The sequence below is a fragment of the Gilliamella sp. B2772 genome (assembly GCF_026536985.1).
GTDB lineage: Bacteria > Pseudomonadota > Gammaproteobacteria > Enterobacterales > Orbaceae > Gilliamella > Gilliamella apicola_E.
In genome coordinates, this window is record NZ_JAFNNB010000001.1 from 1,071,704 (window position 1) to 1,091,110 (window position 19,407).

Annotated in this window: 17 protein-coding genes; 7 read left to right on the forward strand and 10 right to left on the reverse strand. The window is 34.0% G+C overall.

The genetic code is table 11. The features are described 5' to 3' along the window. Window positions 1-492 carry an NADH-quinone oxidoreductase subunit J gene (locus J3T98_RS05000; RefSeq protein WP_065562425.1) on the reverse strand — a complete coding sequence of 164 codons (492 nt, stop codon included), beginning with the start codon at window positions 490-492 and terminating at the stop codon, window positions 1-3. A 323-nt stretch (window positions 493-815) separates the two neighbouring features. On the opposite strand from J3T98_RS05000, the gene ppc reads away from it, so the two are divergent. After that, a complete protein-coding gene (ppc, locus tag J3T98_RS05005) occupies window positions 816-3,458 on the forward strand; it encodes a phosphoenolpyruvate carboxylase (protein WP_267362284.1) in 2,643 nt (880 codons plus the stop codon). A gap of 11 nt (window positions 3,459-3,469) precedes the next feature. Here ppc and J3T98_RS05010 read toward each other — a convergent pair whose 3' ends face one another. From J3T98_RS05010 to aspS, 5 genes are all read right to left on the reverse strand, one after another. Next, the gene (locus J3T98_RS05010; protein WP_267362285.1) at window positions 3,470-4,543 is read right to left on the reverse strand and encodes a tetratricopeptide repeat protein; all 1,074 of its coding nucleotides are present in this window, start codon (window positions 4,541-4,543) and stop codon (window positions 3,470-3,472) included. A 191-nt stretch (window positions 4,544-4,734) separates the two neighbouring features. After that, entirely contained in the window at window positions 4,735-6,198 is a 1,464-nt protein-coding gene (gene ubiD, locus J3T98_RS05015; protein WP_267362286.1) for a 4-hydroxy-3-polyprenylbenzoate decarboxylase, read from the reverse strand. Window positions 6,199-6,248: 50 nt separating this feature from the next. Next, entirely contained in the window at window positions 6,249-6,665 is a 417-nt protein-coding gene (locus J3T98_RS05020; RefSeq protein WP_267362287.1) for a hypothetical protein, read from the reverse strand. Window positions 6,666-6,680: 15 nt separating this feature from the next. Further along, window positions 6,681-7,130: a dihydroneopterin triphosphate diphosphatase gene (gene nudB / locus J3T98_RS05025; protein WP_065562430.1), complete on the reverse strand. Its 450-nt coding sequence runs from the start codon at window positions 7,128-7,130 to the stop codon at window positions 6,681-6,683. A 10-nt stretch (window positions 7,131-7,140) separates the two neighbouring features. After that, window positions 7,141-8,898, reverse strand: coding sequence for an aspartate--tRNA ligase (aspS, locus tag J3T98_RS05030; protein WP_267329997.1), 1,758 nt, complete (start codon window positions 8,896-8,898; stop codon window positions 7,141-7,143). A gap of 285 nt (window positions 8,899-9,183) precedes the next feature. Here aspS and J3T98_RS05035 point away from each other — a divergent pair, with 285 nt between their 5' ends. The 6 genes from J3T98_RS05035 (at window position 9,184) to dusC (ending at window position 14,130) form a co-directional block, all read left to right on the forward strand. Further along, window positions 9,184-9,729 (forward strand): cysteine hydrolase family protein, encoded by a 546-nt coding sequence (locus J3T98_RS05035; protein ID WP_267362288.1) that lies wholly within the window; start codon window positions 9,184-9,186, stop codon window positions 9,727-9,729. Between the two features lie 32 nt (window positions 9,730-9,761). Beyond that, window positions 9,762-10,538, forward strand: coding sequence for a DUF3100 domain-containing protein (locus J3T98_RS05040; RefSeq protein ID WP_267362289.1), 777 nt, complete (start codon window positions 9,762-9,764; stop codon window positions 10,536-10,538). A 10-nt stretch (window positions 10,539-10,548) separates the two neighbouring features. Beyond that, window positions 10,549-10,998, forward strand: a complete 450-nt coding sequence (locus tag J3T98_RS05045; RefSeq protein ID WP_065562434.1) for a hypothetical protein — start codon at window positions 10,549-10,551, stop codon at window positions 10,996-10,998. A 20-nt stretch (window positions 10,999-11,018) separates the two neighbouring features. Then, on the forward strand, window positions 11,019-12,338 hold the full coding sequence (locus J3T98_RS05050; protein ID WP_267362291.1) for an amidohydrolase: 1,320 nt from the start codon (window positions 11,019-11,021) through the stop codon (window positions 12,336-12,338). A 71-nt stretch (window positions 12,339-12,409) separates the two neighbouring features. Next, window positions 12,410-13,189 carry a molybdopterin-synthase adenylyltransferase MoeB gene (locus J3T98_RS05055; protein ID WP_267362292.1) on the forward strand — a complete coding sequence of 260 codons (780 nt, stop codon included), beginning with the start codon at window positions 12,410-12,412 and terminating at the stop codon, window positions 13,187-13,189. Further along, on the forward strand, window positions 13,180-14,130 hold the full coding sequence (dusC, locus tag J3T98_RS05060; RefSeq protein WP_267362293.1) for a tRNA dihydrouridine(16) synthase DusC: 951 nt from the start codon (window positions 13,180-13,182) through the stop codon (window positions 14,128-14,130). The genes J3T98_RS05055 and dusC overlap by 10 nt, the downstream gene beginning before the upstream one ends. Here the strand turns inward: dusC and J3T98_RS05065 are convergent. The 4 genes from J3T98_RS05065 to icd form a co-directional block, all read right to left on the reverse strand. After that, on the reverse strand, window positions 14,127-15,062 hold the full coding sequence (locus tag J3T98_RS05065; protein ID WP_267362294.1) for a hypothetical protein: 936 nt from the start codon (window positions 15,060-15,062) through the stop codon (window positions 14,127-14,129). The two genes, dusC and J3T98_RS05065, sit on opposite strands and share 4 nt — an antisense overlap. Window positions 15,063-15,090: 28 nt before the next feature. Continuing rightward, window positions 15,091-16,629: a murein biosynthesis integral membrane protein MurJ gene (murJ, locus tag J3T98_RS05070; RefSeq protein ID WP_267357389.1), complete on the reverse strand. Its 1,539-nt coding sequence runs from the start codon at window positions 16,627-16,629 to the stop codon at window positions 15,091-15,093. Between the two features lie 138 nt (window positions 16,630-16,767). Next, window positions 16,768-18,123, reverse strand: a complete 1,356-nt coding sequence (locus J3T98_RS05075) for a citrate/2-methylcitrate synthase (RefSeq protein WP_267362295.1) — start codon at window positions 18,121-18,123, stop codon at window positions 16,768-16,770. Between the two features lie 17 nt (window positions 18,124-18,140). Continuing rightward, window positions 18,141-19,403 carry an NADP-dependent isocitrate dehydrogenase gene (icd, locus tag J3T98_RS05080; RefSeq protein WP_267342973.1) on the reverse strand — a complete coding sequence of 421 codons (1,263 nt, stop codon included), beginning with the start codon at window positions 19,401-19,403 and terminating at the stop codon, window positions 18,141-18,143. Between the last annotated feature and the right edge of the window lie 4 nt (window positions 19,404-19,407).

Sequence of the window (19,407 nt, forward strand, 5' to 3'; positions counted from 1 at the left end):
TTATTTCTCCGAAAACATTCGATGCATAAAATGATAAGATATAACTACTGCACCTAATAACAAAAATGCAGCTAACTCCGTCATCAAAATATAAGCATATATTGACATTTGGTGCATTAATTCATGTGTTTCTTTAAGTTGTGAATAGTCAGTGCTTACTACACCATATATAAGAATAACTAACAATATGAATGCCAAAACTAATGGTCCCAACCAAATCTTAGGACTAATGCCATGTTTATTATTTTCAACATTATCATTACGAATTTTAAGCTTTAAAGAAACACCCCAAAAAAGGATTATGCCACCGCAAATAAAAAAGAGGATATATAAAGCAGCTGAAATATATGTTTGTAACAGAATAAATATTAATGCTGATGCAAAAAGTGAAATAGCGAGATATAAAATTGCCTTCTCTACTCTTCTACAAAAAATCACTTTTAAACTAGCAATAATAGCTATTATCGATGCAATATAAAAAACAACGATCATTAGATAATCCAATATTTATTCATAATGATATTAGTATATACCCAATCGACGACAATATACAGTTTACTAACGTTTCGTTAATACAAAAAATTCTTTCTAAATAATTTATTATCTTTATATAGTCTCCAGAATGTTATTTTTACCAAATATAATAAAAACGATGGAAATAATAAAAACTATAAGATTTTATTATTTAAATTCAATACAACATTGTTATAAAGTATATATCCTGAGCAATTAACTTATATTTATACCTTTTTCTTTAATTTTGGTCATACAGCTTAAAGGCTCTTAGGCAAAATATAAACAAAGTAGAGAATAGAATGAATAGCCAATACTCATCAATGCGAAGCAACGTCAATATGCTAGGTACATTATTGGGCGATGCAATTAAACGAGCAACAGGGAATGAAACTTTCGATTTGGTCGAAAAAATAAGGCAGTTATCAAAATCAGCTCAACAAGGTAACAAACAAGCACATAATGAATTACTAAAATTGATTGAAAATCTTAATGATCAAGATTTACTCCATGTTGCACGTGCATTTAATCAATTTTTAAACTTAGTTAATACTGCTGCTGAGTATTATGGAATTTCACCACATGGGGAAGCATCGAGCAGCCCTAAAAAAATGACCGAATTATTTAAAACACTTAAAAATTTAAATTTCGCGCCTAAAATAATTGAACAAGCTATTGATAATTTATCTATTGAGTTAGTGCTTACTGCACATCCAACTGAAATCAATCGCCGAACAATGATTAATACTTATACCGCTATTAATAATTGTTTGTCACAACTTGATCATAACGATTTAGCGGATTATGAAAGAGAACGTATCATGCGTCGCCTTAAACAACTTGTTTGCCAAGCATGGTACACCGACGAAATTCGTAAAAAACGCCCTACTCCTCTTGATGAAGCTAAATGGGGATTCTCTGTAATTGAAGATAGTTTATGGGAAGGCGTCCCATTATTCTTACGAGAGTTTAATGACCAATTAGTTGATGCATTCAATGCTGAACTATCTGTTGAACATGTTCCAGTGAAATTTACCTCTTGGATGGGAGGAGATCGAGACGGCAACCCAAATGTAACAGCTAAAGTTACAGGAAGGGTGATGTTGCAAGCTAGATTAAAAGCAATTGAACTATTTTTAGCTGATATTCAAATTTTAGTTCGCGAATTATCAATGACTGAATGTAGCCAATCAGTCATTGATTTATTAGATGAACAAAATAAAACAGCATCAGAGCCTTATCGGGCTGTAATGAAACAGTTACGTTCACGTTTAACTAAAACCCATAGCTACATAGTTGCATTATTAAATAATGAACAAGTTTTAGAACCTAATGATCTTTTAATAAAGAATGAACAATTATGGACACCACTTTATACATGTTATGAATCATTAATTGAAAACGGAATGTCAACTATTGCTCATGGCCCACTATTAGATACATTAAGACGTATTAAAAGTTTTGGATTGCAATTAGTTAGATTAGATATACGTCAAGATAGTTCAGTACATACTGAAGCGTTAGACGCCTTAACTAAAGAGTTAAACTTAGGCAGCTATGCTTCATGGTCAGAAGAAGAAAAACAAGAATTTTTATTAACCGAATTACAATCTAATCGACCATTACTACCCTATAATTGGCAACCAGATGAAATGGTTAAGGAACTATTAGACACTTGCCGTGTTATCAAAAAAGCAGGCGAAGAATCGATTGCGTCTTATGTTATTTCGATGGCAAAAGCACCTTCTGATGTCCTAGCTGTTTACTTACTTTTAAAAATTGTTGATTGCCAAAAAAATATTCCTGTTGCACCTTTGTTTGAAACCTTAGAAGATTTAAATAATGCAAAATCTGTTATGCAAAAGCTTTTAGATATTCCTTGGTATCGAGAAAAAATCAATGGCAAGCAGATGGTTATGATTGGCTATTCTGATTCAGCAAAAGATGCAGGAACTCTCGCAGCATCATGGGCACAATATCGTTCACAAGAAGAATTAGTTAATTTATTTGAACAATATAATGTTAACTTGGTGTTATTTCATGGTCGTGGAGGTTCAATCGGACGGGGAGGCGCTCCAGCTCATGCTGCTTTACTGTCACAACCACCAGGATCATTAAAAGGTGGCTTACGTGTTACAGAACAAGGGGAGATGATTCGATTCAAACTTGGTTTACCTGAAGTTGCACTTAGTAGCTTAATGCTTTATGCATCAGCTATTTTACAAGCTAATTTATTACCACCGCCTGAACCGAAGCAAGTCTGGCGTGATATTATGGATGAAATGTCTGATTATTCATGCCAATGTTATCGTAGCTACATAAGAGAAAAAGCTGAATTTGTTGATTACTTTAGATCAGTTACACCAGAAACCGAACTCGGAAGATTACCTCTAGGCTCTCGACCACAAAAACGACGTACCGGTGGAGGAATAGAAAGTTTACGAGCAATTCCGTGGATTTTTGCTTGGACTCAAAATCGCCTAATGGTTCCATCATGGCTAGGTGCAGGAAGCGCACTTAGGCAAGTTATCAATGAGGGCAAAAAAGAACAACTTAAAGATATGTATCATAATTGGCCATTTTTTAATGCCCGCTTAGGTATGTTGGAAATGGTTTACGCTAAAGCGGCGCCGAATATTCATGAGTACTATGAACAAAGGCTAGTTTCTCCTACATTATGGCCATTAGGAGAGGAGTTAAGAAATTTATTAACCGAAGATATTAATACCGTATTAACGATTACTGATGATATTAGCTTGATGGCAGACTTACCTTGGATTGCGGAGTCTGTTGCATTACGTAATACATATATTGAACCACTTAATTTATTACAAGCAGAATTATTAAGTCGTTCCCGTAAAAATGACAACGAAAATACTATAGTTGAACAGGGATTAATGATTACCATTTCTGGTATTGCGGCAGGAATGCGAAATTCAGGATAAGAAAAAAGGGCTTATTCGCCCTTTTTATTTTTTTTAGCTATCTCTTCTAAATAAGCCTTAGCGTCGGTATCCCCTTGCTCACTAGCTTTAGTAAACCAATAAACTGCTAGGTTATTATTTTGTTTAACGCCTTCACCTTCTAGATATTTAATACCTAAATTATATTGCGCATCAACACTTCCTTGCTTGGCTGCTTTGGTATACCAATCTATTGCTTTTTGTTCATCTTTAGGAACACCCCCGCCAACATCATACATAACCGCTATATTATATTGTGCATCAGCGTTACCACCTTCAGCAGCTTGAGTAAACCAATATGCGGCTTGAGTGTTATCTGGTCTTGTTCCTGTTCCGGTTGCATACATAATGCCTAAATTGTACATTGCTAGTACATAACCGCGTTCGGCAGCTTGAGTATAAAAATAAAGGGCAGCAACATTATCCTGAGTTAAACCGTCACCAGTTTGGGACATTAATCCTAAATAGTAGTGTGCTTCTGGATTGTTATCTTTTGCGGCTTTACTAAACCAATCAGCCGCTACCAGGCGATCTTTATCAACGCCATCACCCGCAAAGTACATAATGCCTAAATTTAAATAAGCATCATAAATACCTTGATTGCCAGCTTGGGTAAAATAATCAATTGCGGTAGACGTTTTTTTTTCTACGCCTTCACCATTTTTATACATCAAAGCTAAATTATATTTAGCTAAAGCATAATTTTGATCGGCAGCCAATTTAAACAATTTGAATGCCTCAGATAAATTAGCTTTAGTCCCTAAACCATTTTGGTACATATAAGCTAAATTATTTTGAGCTTTAGCTAAACCTTGATCAGCGGCTTTCTTAAACCAGAAAAAAGCCTTTAGATCATTAACCTCAACCCCTAAACCCTGCTTATAAATTGTTCCTAGCGTATATTGTGATTGCATATCACCCTTTTCAGCAGCAATTAGCAACGAAGGAATTAATGAACTAGGGTCACTTACTTTTAACTCAGTATCCGATTGTGTTTTAGCTTCGCTTGCAACTGCTCCACAAGAGATAGATAACACCAAAGCCAATATAATTTGAAGTTTTTTCATAATTTTTTAAATGTCATAATATTAGCAATAATTATACATAATTGATTAAAAGGGGAATAGTTTTGTTTTTTTAAATATACTTTTTTTTATTATTTAATTGAAAGTTAAAGTTATTCAAATATTGTAAATATTATTAAATCGCTTAATCGGACTCATTATAAAAAATATAATTAATTATTTAACAAAAGCTATCACAATCCAAGTTTGTCCCAAATTTCATCAATATGAGCGACTACTTTAGCATCTTTAGTAATAATTTTACCCCACTCACGATTAGTTTCACCAGGCCACTTGTTAGTTGCATCAAGTCCCATTTTAGAGCCTAAACCGGAAATAGGTGAAGCAAAATCCAGGTAATCAATTGGCGTATTATCAACAAATGTTGTATCTCTATGTGGATCCATTCTTGTCGAAATAGCCCACATAACATCTTTCCAATCTCTAGCATTAATATCGTCATCACAAACAATAATAAATTTAGTATACATAAATTGTCTTAAATAAGACCATACACCCATCATCACTCTTTTAGCATGTCCCGGGTATTGTTTTTTGATTGTCACAATGGCAATACGATAAGAGCAACCTTCAGGAGGTAGATAAAAATCAACAATTTCAGGAAATTGTTTCTGTAATATCGGGATAAATACTTCATTTAATGCTAATCCCATTACAGCCGGCTCATCTGGAGGTCTACCCGTATATGTAGAATGATAAATTGCATCTTTACGTCTGGTTAAATGTGTAACTGTAAAGACAGAAAATTTTTCTACTTCATTGTAATAACCAGTATGGTCACCATAAGGCCCTTCAACAGCTTGCTCATGGGGATCAATATAACCTTCTAAAATAATTTCGGCGGTTGCAGGAACTTCTAACTCATTTGATAATGATTTGACCACTTCTGTTCGGCTATTACGCAATAATCCAGCAAAAGCATATTCTGATAAGGTATCTGGTACTGGTGTTACTGCACTTAATATTGTTGCAGGATCAGCCCCAATAGCTACACTAATAGGAAATTTTTCATTTGGATAAGATTGTTGCCATTCAGCAAAATCAAGTGCCCCACCTCGATGTGACAACCAACGCATGATTAATTTATTTTTACCTAGTAGCTGTAATCGGTAAACACCTACATTTTGACGATCTTTATGTGGTCCTTTAGTTATAGTTAGTCCCCAAGTTACAAGTGGAGCTACATCATCTGGCCAACAATGCATAATAGGCAATTGAGTTAAATCGACCTCATCATTTTTAAATATTAATTCCTGACAAGGCGCTGAGGAACGCCGTTTTACCGGCATATTTAGAACTTGTTTATATTTAGGTAATATATTAAAAAATTGTCGAATACCTTTGGGTGGCTCTGGTTCTCGCAAAAAAGCTAGTAATTCACCAATTTCTCTTAATTCTGTAGTCTTTTCTCGCCCCATTGCCATAGCAACTCGTTTAGCTGTTCCAAAAAGATTGCAAAGTACAGGAATGTCATAGCCAATTGGGTTTTCAAATAATAGAGCTGGTCCCTGAGAGCGTAAAACTCTATCAGCTATCTCGGTCATTTCAAGATAAGGGTTAATTGGATAAGTAATGCGTTTTAATTCACCTTGCTGCTCAAGGTAATCTAAAAAATCACGAAAATTAGACAACGACATTATTACTCCTTTTAACTCTCGCTATTGAAATACTAATTGATGAAGATTAACTAATCTTCATCAAAGTTCTCACTATATATGGGAAGTTGTTTTGTTTGATTACATTCAACGATTTTAGGTAATAATGCTTCAAATTGTTTTTGGTCAACTTCAATAATTTCGTTTTTATCAACTTGATAAAATAGATAAAATTCTGATTTGTCATCAATTTGTATCGATGCTAACCAATAATTACGATCTTCACTATTTTCATTTGTAAAAATTTTAATAATGCTATTTTCTCTTTTTTCAGGTTGATTATGTAACTTGTAATCAATAATTTTTTCAGCAATTTGTGAATCATATTCATCAAAAATTAAAGCTTCTTCTTTAGTTACTTTGCATTTTTTTATATTCATTTCTGCATGACTGATAGATATTACAAAAAACAAGCTGAATAACGAAATAACATAATGGCTAAGTTTCATTTTGGATCTCTTGTATTAATTTTTATCAATTGAACCAATTTTACTAATAGCCTCACAATTATTTGGCGATATAGTAAGATTGGCTGCACTATTTATAGTTAACCATTGATAAGATAAATGTTCAGTAAGCAATGGCGTTATTTCATCATTAAGAGCTAAATAAAACCAATGTTCTTTATTTATCTTTACTTCTGGTGCGTACCGATATCTAAACTGAGGAAAAATTTCAAACTCAACCGTATGTTTTGCATCAATTAATTTAAGATTTTCTCCGCTAATATCTATACCAGTTTCTTCAAAAACTTCACGAATTGCCGTATCTCTAGGTAATTCATTATCTTCCATACTACCTGTAACTGATTGCCAAAAATTAGGATCATCCTTACGTTGCAACATAAGAACACGCAAAGTCCGTTTACAATAAATAACGACTAATACTGACTCAGGGTTCTTATATTTTTGCATATAAATATCGCTATTTTTTGCTCACTTCTATACCTAATTCCATTAAAGCTGTAGGATTTGCAGGACTAGGCGCATCAGTTAATAAACATGTTGCTGCAGTCGTTTTCGGGAAGGCAATAACATCTCGAATATTATCTGTTCCAGTTAACAGCATAGTTAATCTATCTAGGCCAAATGCTAAACCCGCATGAGGTGGCGTACCATATTTTAATGCATCAAGTAAAAATCCAAACTTTTCACGCTGATCATGTTCATCAATTCCTAAAATAGAAAAGACAGCCTGCTGCATTTCACTGCGATGAATACGTACAGAACCACCGCCAACTTCATAACCATTGATTACCATATCATATGCATTAGCTACTGCATTTTCAGGATTGCTTATTAATTGCTCTGGGGTAAAATCTTTTGGTGATGTAAATGGATGATGCATTGCACTTAAGCCTTCGTCAGTTTCCTCAAACATAGGAAAATCAACAACCCAAAGTACCGCCCACTTACTCTCATCGGTAATACCTAAATCTTTACCAACTTTCAAACGCAATGCACCTAATGCATCACTCACTACTTTATAACTATCCGCACCAAATAATAAAATATCACCATCTTTAGCATTGGCACGATTAAGTAATGCTTCCATTTGAGGTTCATTAAAAAATTTAGCTACTGGGCTTTGCACACCTTCAAGGCCTTTACTACGATCATTAACTTTGATCCAAGCCATACCTTTAGCACCATAAACTGAAATAAATTGCGTATAATCATCTAATTGTTTACGTGTTAGTTGGGCTCCATTTGGAACGCATAATAAAGCCACTCTTCCTTTAGGATCATTTGCTGGTGTTGAAAATACTTTAAAATCGATATCTTTAACCAAATCCGCCACATCAATAATTTCAAGCGGATTACGTAAATCAGGTTTATCACTCCCATAACGACGCATTGCCTCAGCAAAAGTCATAATTGGGAATTTGCCTAAATCAATATTTTTAACATGCAACCAAAGTTCACGTATCATTTTTTCCATGATTTCGCGCACTTGTTCAGCTGTCATAAATGAGGTTTCAACATCTATTTGTGTAAATTCTGGTTGGCGATCGGCTCGTAAATCTTCATCACGAAAACATTTAACAATTTGATAATAACGATCAAATCCAGACATCATCAGTAACTGTTTAAACAGTTGTGGAGATTGAGGAAGCGCATAAAACTCACCATTATGAACTCGACTTGGAACAAGATAATCTCGAGCACCTTCTGGTGTTGCTTTGGTTAACATTGGTGTTTCGATATCTAAAAAACCATGCTCATTCATAAATGAACGGACAAATGCCGTAATTTTTGCGCGAGTTTTAAATATAGTCGCCATTTCTGGACGGCGTAAATCTATATAGCGGTATTTTAAACGCTGTTCTTCACTATTATTTTGGTTGAAATCAAGCGGTAAAACATCACTACGATTAAAAATCACAAGCTCAGTCGCTAGTATTTCAACCTCACCAGTTACCATATCTTTATTAATTTGGCCCTCTGGTCGTGCTCTTACTTTTCCTTTAATTTGAATACAAAATTCATTACGTAATTCGCCAGCTAATTGATATGCTTGTTGATAATCAGGATCAAAAAAAACTTGCACAATTCCTTCACGATCACGCATATCAATAAAAATCATCCCACCTAAATCTCGGCGTTTATTGACCCATCCACATAGTGTGACTTCTTGATTAATATAACTTGCGTTTAGCTGTCCGCAATAAATTGTTCTCATTAAAAATATCCTGTGTACAGTTGTCAAAAATAATAATTATTATAGAGCAATTTATCAGGGTATAAAGACTATGTTTGAAAATAATCACTATTTAATTTATTTATACTCGATTTATTATAATAATTTTACTTTATACATTTTTTTACAAACTATTTTAAATTCAATTAGATAATAAATATAAAATCGTTTTATCTTGATAAGCTTTTAAAATGATTTATTTAAGAGCTTGTCTTATCAGATATTTATTACTAAGCTTTAGTATTATTTGGATATTACTCATATGATATGAAAGCTTTAATTTCAATTGACTATACTAATGATTTCATCGCTGACGATGGCGCTTTGACTACAGGTTCTGCTGGGCAACAAATTGAGTCAGAAATATTAAATTTAACTAAATCATTCATCCAAAATAATCAATTTATCGTTTTTGCAATTGATTCTCATAACCCTTCAGATAAATATCATCCAGAAAATAAACTCTTTCCCCCTCACAATATTATTGGAACTTTTGGGCAACAGTTATTTGGTAATTTACATACTCTTTATCAAAAACATCAAAATTCAGATAATATTTATTGGATGAATAAACGACACTACTCGGCATTTTGTGGTACGGATCTCGATCTACGCTTACGCGAAAGGCATATTACTGAAATCCATTTAGTTGGTGTCTGCACAGATATTTGCATATTACACTCAGCGATTGATGCCTATAATTTAGGCTACAAATTGATTATTCATCAAAATGCAGTTGCTAGCTTTGATCCAATCGGTCATCAATGGGCTTTAAAACACTTTCAAAACACTTTAGGGGCAACCGTAATATAAAATATAGATAAAAATTAAAATAAGGAGCAGGAATGGAAGTTTTACGAGACTATAAATTGCATATAATTGCACTGTTAGTAGTAATTATTTGCGAACTGATCTGTAAACAATCAATATGGATTATCGCCGTTTATCCAATGTTATATGCAATGATCTTCGGCGGTGTAATCAGCCTACCAAAGCTAAAAATATTAACTAATAAAAATATGCAGCATGCCAGTTTAGTGATGATGGTTACATTAATATTACTTATTGCAAAGCTTGGTGTGGCTGTAGGTCCTAAAATTGACATGATTTTAAACGATGCCAAGTTAGCCCTAATTTTTCAAGAATTAGGCCATTTCGCAGGAACAATTTTACTAGGATTACCATTAGCTATGTTATTAGGTATGAAAAGAGAGGCAGTTGGTGCAACCTACTCTGTTGCTCGCGAACCTAATATAGCTATTGTTGCAGATAAATATGGGCTAGATTCACCTGAAGGACGAGGTGTTATGGCTATGTATGTATGTGGGACTCTTTATGGTGCAATTTGGATGAGTATCCTTGCAAGCATAATAGCACAATTGAATATTCTTCACCCTTATGCTTTAGCAATGGGAGCTGGAGTAGGTAGTGGGAGCATGATGGCTGCTTCATTGGCACCGATAAGTGATTTATATCCTGACTTATCAGAAAATATCAATGCTTATGCAACAACAGCGAACTTAATGTCTGGTATTGTAGGCATATATATTTATACACTATTTTCTTTGCCTTTCGCTTCTTTAATGTATAACACTTTAGCTCGCCTTCGTCGCAATAAATAAGGAATCGAATATGAAAATTTTAGAAACAATTTTTGTACTTATTTTAGTAGCCGTTATCATGGCAGCAGGTAACACTGTAGGATATAAAATTGATTTTATGCTATCGCTTCAAGCATTAGCTGTGTTAGTTGTCATATCTATTGCAGGATTATTAATAAGTAAATTACCTGTTTTAAATAAACTTCCTGTAATTCTATGGGTATCCGTTGTTGCTGCTATTGTATCAGCACCGATATTCCCATATCATCAAGAAGTGGTTGCAATTACAGATCAAGTCTCATTACTTGCTGTTTGTACACCAGTACTTGCTTATGCGGGACTAGCGATTGGTAAAGATCTTGCGCTATTTAAAAATATATCTTGGCGTATCATTCCCGTATCTTTAGCTGTTTTTTCTGGTACGTTTATTTTTGCTGCCCTAATTGCTCAAATTACTTTACATTGGGAAGGCGTTATCTAATTTGGATAAGGATTTTATTTATGACTAAAGAAGAACTAAAGAAAAAAGTCTGCGATGCAATTGCAAATCGAAAAGCAGATATCAAGTCGATTGCTGAAGCAATTTGGTCAGAGCCAGAACTTGGTTACAAAGAACATAAAACTGCTAAAAAAGTAGAAGACGCTTTAGAGAAATTAGGTGTCCCATTTAAAAATAAATTAGCCTTAACTGGTGTTAAAGGTCGATTAAAAGGTGGGAAAGGAAGTAAATATAGCATTGCCATTATTGGCGAGCTCGATGCAATTATTTGTGCTGACCACCCTGCCGCAGACGAAACTTCAGGAGCGGCTCACTGTTGTGGCCATAATGCACAAATCGCTAATATGATGGCTGTCACTATGGGGCTAATTGACTCAGGTGCAATGCAATTTTTAGCCGGTGATGTGGTACCATTTGCTGTCCCTGCAGAAGAATATGTTGAAATTACCTATCGAAACCGATTAATTGAAGAAGGCAAAATCAAATACATTGGCGGAAAACCAGAATTGATTTCACGAGGTGATTTTGATGATGTTGATATGGCATTACAAATACATTTAACAAGCGTCCCAAATGAACGTCAGGATGGTTTTATTGAAATCTCAACCACAAGTAATGGTTTTATCGGAAAATTAATTAAGTATAAGGGAGAGGCTGCTCATGCGGCAGCAGCCCCTCATGCTGGCGTAAATGCTTTAAATGCAGCTATGATGGGGATGATGGGTGTTCATGCTATTCGCGAAACCTTTCAAGAAAAAGATTATATTCGCTTCCATCCAATTATTACCCAAGGTGGTGACTTAGTGAATGTTGTACCAAGCGATGTAAGAATGGAAAGCTATGTACGAGCAGGTAATGTTCCTGCAATGATTGATGCTAATGAAAGAATCAATCAAGCATTAAAAGCTGGTGCAATGGCTGTAGGTGCATCTTGTGAAATTAAAGATTTACCAGGCTACCTACCATTACATAATAACCCAACACTTAATGACCTTTTAAAGCAAAATGCTGAAAATTTAATTGGTGAAGAAAACGTTTCAATCGCACCACATATGACTGGAAGTACAGATACTGGCGACCTATCACATATTATGCCAGTAAGTCACCCTTGGATTGGTTCGGTTAGAGGTATTTTACATGGAAAAGACTATACCGTATTTGATGAAGATATGGCCTATATTCGACCTGCTCAAATGATGGCTTGTACCATTATTGACTTGCTCTATGATGATGCGAAACCAGCCGAAACATTAATGGCGAATTACAAACCGTTAATTTCTAAGGAAGAATATTTAAAATTCCTATCTGGTTTTGACAAATAAAGTTAAAAACTTGGCACAATCTTGTGCCAAGTTTATACTATCCACTTCATCATCAACCTTTATAACTTCATATGTTAACGCTTACCGACCAAGAATTGTTTCGTTATGACAGGCAAATAGCTTTGCATGGTTTTGATATTGATAAGCAGCAAGTTTTAAAAAACAGCTCAGTTTTAATTATTGGATTAGGCGGGTTAGGTTGTGCTGCATCCCTCTATTTAGCTGCATCTGGCATAGGCAAAGTGACTTTAATTGATTTTGATACCATATCCGAATCAAATTTGAATCGACAAATTTTATACACGCCAAAATCCATAAATCAATATAAGGTTGATATAGCCAAGCAAAAATTAACTCAAATCAATCCAAACATGATTATTGACACCATTAATCAGAAGCTGGTTGATAGTGAATTAATTACAGTAATCAAACATCATGATATCGTCATTGATTGCACTGATAATTTAACCAGTCGTGAACAAATTAATCGTTGCTGTTTTCAAGAAAAAAAACCTTTAGTTTCAGGCGCTGCAATTCGAATGGAAGGCTTACTGACTGTATTTAATTATGAAGAAGATCAACCGTGTTATCATTGCTTAAGTCATTTATTTGGTCAAAATCAACTTACTTGTATCGAAGCAGGTGTAATGGCGCCATTAGTCGGTATGTTTGGTTCAATTCAAGCAATAGAGTCCATCAAAGTACTTACCAAGTATGGGAAACCTCTAGTTGGGAGAGTATTGATGGTTGATGGCATGACAATGGAGTTCAACCAAGTTACATTTGCTAAACAAAGTAATTGTATTATTTGTGGAAATCAAAATACTACACAGGTCATAAAATGCAAATAAATCGAATTATTTTAGCACCAATGGAGGGAGTGCTTGATTATCATGTTCGAGAAATATTAACTGAAATTAATAAGTTTGATTATTGTGTAACTGAATTTGTAAGAGTGACCAACCATAAATTATCTAATCGAACTTTCTACCGACTATGCCCAGAACTTCATAATGATGGCAAAACATTATCAGGAACGCCTGTACGTATCCAGCTACTGGGACAATCACCTGAATGGATAGCAGAAAATGCCGTTAAAGCTATCGAGTTAGGCTCTTATGGTGTAGATATTAATTTTGGCTGTCCGGCTAAAACAGTAGTAGGCAACCATGGCGGTGCTTATTTATTACAATATCCGAATCAAATATATAACATTGTGAATCAAGTTAGAACAGCAATAGGTTCTAATCCCGTATTATCAGTTAAAATTCGATTAGGATGGGAAGATAAATCCCGCTGTTACGAAATTGCAAAAACAATTGAAAATGCAGGAGCAAATGAAATTGTCATTCATGGTAGAACAAAAATAGATGGATATAAAGCTGATAAAATTGATTGGTCAACAATTGGAAAGATAAAACAAAAACTAACCATTCCAGTTATTGCTAATGGCGAAATTTTTTCTATTGAAGATGCCTACAACTGCATAAAACATAGCCAAACAAATGACATCATGCTTGGCCGTGGGATACTAAATATTCCTAATTTAGCTAATAAAATTCGCTATAAACATTCATCATTAATCTGGCAAGAAGTCATAAAAATACTACTTAGTTATGCGATGACGGCTATTGACGATGTAAAGCCACTTTATCATTCTGCTCGAATTAAACAATGGTTAGCTTATTTAAAACAGCATTATCCAGAAGCATCGGTATTACTTCCTGAAATAAGACAATTAAAATCACAAATTGAAATCTGTGATTTTTTGAAAACTAAATTAAATAATTAATTCGATTCGTTTTGACTCTTTTTAAAATTTGTCATACCGAAATAATATTTAGTTATTTTATTAAGAATTAGACAAATCAATAAAATAACCAATAATATTAAAAATAATTTATTAATATGGTTAAATATTGTCACAAACGAATCAATATAGTATTTGGTTGGATTGTTATTAATGATGGTAAAGGTAATATAAACAACAGCTAAAATTAAAATATTTGATATTGATACACTTTTGAAAAGTTTTACATATAGAACTTTATTAGAAAAAATGTGAAAACATCGCTTGCTCAATACAAGACCAAATAATAACGCACTCAGATAAATAGCAATTAAAAAATTAGAAACATAAAATTTATCTAAAAGAGGTTGAAAAAGAAGGATAAAACCTTTAATCAATATAAAGCAACTAAAAATAGAGAAAAGAATAAAGTGAATTTTAGAGGAATTTTTTTTAGTCCAAATAAATTCATTTTGATCTTTAACAAAACAAACTCTATAAAAATCAATTAAATAATACAAAAGCAAGGCTTCAAGTGAATAACGAATAATAGCAAATGCTAAACTATATAATATTGAATAAAGGTAATAATTTTGGGGTTTAACGTCTGTATTAATTGCAATGAAAGATGCAACAATTGAATAAATCAACATTAAAATAATTAGCAAAGTTATATTAGCTTTATTAACAATGTGAATACGGAAAGAATAAAAAAATATCGCTAAAAGACCAAAAACCCATAATGCTTCTATAAAACTCTTTTCAAAAATAAATCGAAATAAAAAATTTGAATCAAAAAGTAAATACCAAAACAAATTATTTGGAATTGAAGCATTTTGTTGCCAATATAAAAAAGATATATTCAAAAATATGCTAAATAAAAAATAAACTAAACATCCTGTTAACGGCAATTTAAAAAAAGATACTTTTTGCATTTAACTTCCTTATTATCAAAACCACAACTTATTCAATTCTTTTAATAAAATGTTTTATTTTAAAGCCCATCAAAACCAACGAGCCAAAATAGATACAAATACCAACAATAACTAGCAGGAATAAATATCCAACTCTTGTTAGCATTGAGCCTGTAGACCAATCGGGTAATAACTGAGCTCCAAACCACAACGCTACTGACATCAATAAAACAGCAATAATAACCTTGATTAAAAATCGATACCAACCTGGTTGTGGTTGGTAGAGTTTCTTCTTACGAAGTTGCCAAAACAATAAACCAGCATTAAAACATGCTGCAAGTCCAATTGATAATGAAAGGCCTGCATGTTGTAAAGGTCCAATAAAAGCCAGATTCATCAATTGCGTTAAAATAAGGGTTATTATTGCAATTTTCACCGGTGTTTTAATATCTTGTCTGGAATAAAATGCGGGGGCTAATACTTTAATCAAAATTAATCCAAGCAAACCAATTGAATAAGCGACTAATGCGCGTTGAGTCATCAAAGTATCATTTAAGGTAAATTGCCCATACTCGAAAAGAGTTGATATTAATGGTTTAGAAATAACACCTAATGCCACAGTACTTGGCAAAGCTAATAAAAAGCAGAGGCGAAGCCCCCAATCTAACAACTCTGAATATTGTTTGTGGTCACCTTTGGCAAAACTTTTGGCTAAAGAGGGTAACAAAATAGTTCCTAATGCAACACCTAGTACACCTGCAGGAAATTCCATTAATCTATCAGCATAATACATCCATGAAACAGAACCTGAAATCAAAAATGATGCAAATATTGTATTAATAATTAACGATATTTGACCGACTGATACACCTAAGATAGCAGGACCCATCTGCTTTAACACTCGCCAAACACCACTATCTTTAAAACTAATACGAGGCAAAACCAACATACCAATCTTTTTCAAATAAGGTAGCTGATATAGCAATTGTAAAATTCCCCCCACCACAACAGAAACAGCTAACGCAAGCACTGGTGGATTAAAATAAGGGGTTAAGAATAAGGTAAAAGCAATCATGCTAATATTTAACAACGTTGGCACAAATGCAGGTACAGAAAAACGATTCCAAGTATTAAGTATAGCGCCCACTAATGATGCAAGTGAGATAAAAAAGATATAAGGAAAAGTAATTCGTAGCATAATTGTTGCAAGTTCAAATTTATCTGATGATTCTTGCATAAAACCTGGTGCAGTTATCATTATAATAAATGGTGCAGTTACAACACCAATTAAAGTAACGATAGCTAATACCAGTGTTAATAAACCTGCGATATAAGCCACAAAAGTACGTGAAGCCTCAATGCCTTGCTGATTTTTATATTCAGCTAAAATCGGTACAAAAGCTTGGGAAAAAGCCCCTTCAGCAAAAATTCGTCGAAGTAAATTGGGCAGTTTAAAAGCAACAAAAAATGCATCCGTAGCCATTCCCGCTCCAAAAAAACGGGCAATAATAGCATCACGAACAAACCCCAAAACGCGTGAAACCATTGTCATTGAGCTAACTGTAGCTAAAGATTTTAAAAGATTCATATACGATTTATGTACCAAGTACATAGTCAAAAACGATTAATGAAGCATAGTCTACAAACTATTGTTCTAAATCACCATGATTTTTTAATAAACAGCCATTTTAGTATCACCGTCAGAATGATACTGACGGTATATGTATCAACGATCTTTCAAAGGAATAAAAGGCATAAGTTCGCCAATGTTTTTATAGGCAGGACGTATAATTCGACGATCATCAAAATTAAGTTCTTCAATGCGATGAGCACACCATCCAACGATTCGCGACATAGCAAATAATGGCGTGTAAACTTCTTTTGGTAACCCAATCATGTCATAAACAAAACCTGAATAAAAATCGACATTAGCACAGACTTGTTTTTTAGTTCTGGCATTTTTACGATTAACTATTGCATGAATCGCACGTTCCTCAAGTAAGTTTAGAAAGTTAAATTCTTTTTCTCGGCCTTTTTCTTGAGCAAGTTTATGGGCCATCTCTTTTAGCAACATGGCTCTTGGGTCTGATACAGTATAAACAGCATGACCAATACCATAAATTAACCCTTTTCGATCAAATACTTCTTTATCTAAAATACGTTGTAGATATGCATCAATTTCATCTGCATCAGTCCAATTTTTAATCTCTTCGGCAAGATGTTTAAGCATTTTTCCTACTTGCAAATTAGCCCCACCATGCAATGGACCTTTCAATGATCCTATACCTGCAGCAATAGATGAGTAAGTATCGGTACCCGTAGAACTCGTTACGCGAACGGTAAAAGTTGAATTATTCCCGCCACCATGTTCAGCATGAATAATCATGGCTAAATCAAGTACTCTTACATCAAGTTCTGTGTATCGACCGGATCCTTTCATCATATAGAGAAAATTTTCTGCAATTGAAAAATCTTCGTGTGGATGACGGATATGCAGTGATTTACCTTTAGCACTATGACTTAACATATTGTAAGCATAAGCAATAATTGCTGGGAATTTAGCAATTAAATCGATGGATTGACGCATTAAATTATCACGTGAGGTATCATCAGGTTCAGGATCATAAGTATACATTTCAAGAACAGTTCTAGCCAAAATGTTCATCACATCATGGCCTTCAAGTTCCATTATGGCAATCTTAGTTTGTTTTTCTAACGCCATCGACTCACAGAGTAAACGTGAAAAATCTCGTAATTCTTCTTTATCGGGTAAGTAACCAGATAATAATAAATAGATAGTTTCTTCAAACCCTGTTCGTCGCTCTTGTTGAGCATTATGAACCAGCTCTTCAATATCAATTCCTCGGTATAATAATTTACCGGCAATTGGTTTTAGTGAACCATCTTCTAAGCGTTCATAGCCTAATACATCACCAATTTTGGTTAATCCAACTAATACACCAGTATGATCTGTATTACGTAATCCACGTTTTACATTAAATTGTTCGAATAACTGCGATTCAATTTTACTAGTATTTTTAATGGTTTCCGATAATTTATAAACCAAGAACTTTTCTTTCATTAACCATCCCCTTTGAATTATAAATTATCGATTACTGCTTGAGTAAATTGAGTTGTTGATAATGATTGTCCATTTTGCATAAAGCGTGCTAAATCAGTTGTTGCTTTACCTAATTGAAACAAACTTTCCATCGCATTAGTGATTAATTGTCCTACTTCATGCCAACCTAAGTATTCAAACATCATCACTCCTGACAATATAAGTGATGATGGATTGGCTTGATTTTGACCTGCTATATCAGGTGCGGTACCATGTGTTGCTTCAAATATAGCATGTCCGGTTAAATAATTAATATTAGCACCTGGCGCAATACCAATACCACCAACCATGGCAGCCAGCTGATCCGATACATAATCACCATTGAGATTTAATGTTGCAACAACAGAATAGTCCTCAGGTTTTAATAATGTATTTTGTAAAAATGCATCACAAATAACATCTTTAATAATTAATTTAGAGTTTGCTTTAGCGGTTTGTAATGCTTGTTCTGCTGCTGCTTTACTTTGGGCCTTCTGAATTTTTGCATATTGATTCATGGTGAAAACTGCGTCAGCAAATTCTCTTTCCGCAAGTTCATAACCCCATTGCTTAAATCCACCTTCGGTAAATTTCATAATATTACCTTTATGAACAAGGGTCACAGACGGTAATTTATGTTGTAATGCATACTTGATTGCTGAGCGTATTAGGCGTTCAGATCCCTCAATTGAGACAGGTTTCACTCCAAAAGCTGAGGTTTTAGGGAACCTAACTTTAGTTACTTTCATTTGTTCAGATAAAAAATGATAAAACTTTTCAGCATCATCAGAACCTTGTTGCCATTCAATACCGGCGTATATATCTTCGGTATTTTCACGAAAAATGGTCATGTTTACTTTTTCAGGATGCTTTATTGGTGATTCAACACCTTTGAACCAACGGACAGGGCGCAAACAAACATAAAGATCTAATTCTTGTCGCAATGCAACATTTAGTGAGCGAATCCCTCCGCCAACAGGTGTCATTAATGGTCCTTTGATACCGATAAGATAATTTTTGAAGGCACTCATGGTCTCTTCAGGTAGCCATGATCCATTTAAATTAAACGACTTCTCACCAGCAAGTACTTCTTTCCATTGAATGCTACGCTTACCTTGATAAGCTTTTTCAACTGCTTTATCAAAAATAGCTCGAGCAGCGTGCCAAATCTCTTTACCCACACCATCACCTTCAATAAAAGGAATCGTTGGATGATTTGGTACAACTAATTGTCCATTTTCAATTGAAACTTGCTGATTCATATTG

What these genes read in the sequence shown, in the direction of transcription:
- J3T98_RS05055 (WP_267362292.1), top strand. Translation starts at nt 12,410, where the DNA reads ATGTTAACGCTTACCGACCAAGAATTGTTTCGTTATGACAGGCAAATA.
- J3T98_RS05000 (WP_065562425.1), bottom strand. Translation starts at nt 492, where the DNA reads ATGATCGTTGTTTTTTATATTGCATCGATAATAGCTATTATTGCTAGT.
- murJ (WP_267357389.1), bottom strand. Translation starts at nt 16,629, where the DNA reads ATGAATCTTTTAAAATCTTTAGCTACAGTTAGCTCAATGACAATGGTT.
- J3T98_RS05010 (WP_267362285.1), bottom strand. Translation starts at nt 4,543, where the DNA reads ATGAAAAAACTTCAAATTATATTGGCTTTGGTGTTATCTATCTCTTGT.
- J3T98_RS05050 (WP_267362291.1), top strand. Translation starts at nt 11,019, where the DNA reads ATGACTAAAGAAGAACTAAAGAAAAAAGTCTGCGATGCAATTGCAAAT.
- J3T98_RS05020 (WP_267362287.1), bottom strand. Translation starts at nt 6,665, where the DNA reads ATGAAACTTAGCCATTATGTTATTTCGTTATTCAGCTTGTTTTTTGTA.
- J3T98_RS05045 (WP_065562434.1), top strand. Translation starts at nt 10,549, where the DNA reads ATGAAAATTTTAGAAACAATTTTTGTACTTATTTTAGTAGCCGTTATC.
- nudB (WP_065562430.1), bottom strand. Translation starts at nt 7,130, where the DNA reads ATGCAAAAATATAAGAACCCTGAGTCAGTATTAGTCGTTATTTATTGT.
- ppc (WP_267362284.1), top strand. Translation starts at nt 816, where the DNA reads ATGAATAGCCAATACTCATCAATGCGAAGCAACGTCAATATGCTAGGT.
- J3T98_RS05040 (WP_267362289.1), top strand. Translation starts at nt 9,762, where the DNA reads ATGGAAGTTTTACGAGACTATAAATTGCATATAATTGCACTGTTAGTA.
- J3T98_RS05075 (WP_267362295.1), bottom strand. Translation starts at nt 18,123, where the DNA reads ATGAAAGAAAAGTTCTTGGTTTATAAATTATCGGAAACCATTAAAAAT.
- dusC (WP_267362293.1), top strand. Translation starts at nt 13,180, where the DNA reads ATGCAAATAAATCGAATTATTTTAGCACCAATGGAGGGAGTGCTTGAT.
- J3T98_RS05035 (WP_267362288.1), top strand. Translation starts at nt 9,184, where the DNA reads ATGAAAGCTTTAATTTCAATTGACTATACTAATGATTTCATCGCTGAC.
- icd (WP_267342973.1), bottom strand. Translation starts at nt 19,403, where the DNA reads ATGAATCAGCAAGTTTCAATTGAAAATGGACAATTAGTTGTACCAAAT.
- ubiD (WP_267362286.1), bottom strand. Translation starts at nt 6,198, where the DNA reads ATGTCGTTGTCTAATTTTCGTGATTTTTTAGATTACCTTGAGCAGCAA.
- J3T98_RS05065 (WP_267362294.1), bottom strand. Translation starts at nt 15,062, where the DNA reads ATGCAAAAAGTATCTTTTTTTAAATTGCCGTTAACAGGATGTTTAGTT.
- aspS (WP_267329997.1), bottom strand. Translation starts at nt 8,898, where the DNA reads ATGAGAACAATTTATTGCGGACAGCTAAACGCAAGTTATATTAATCAA.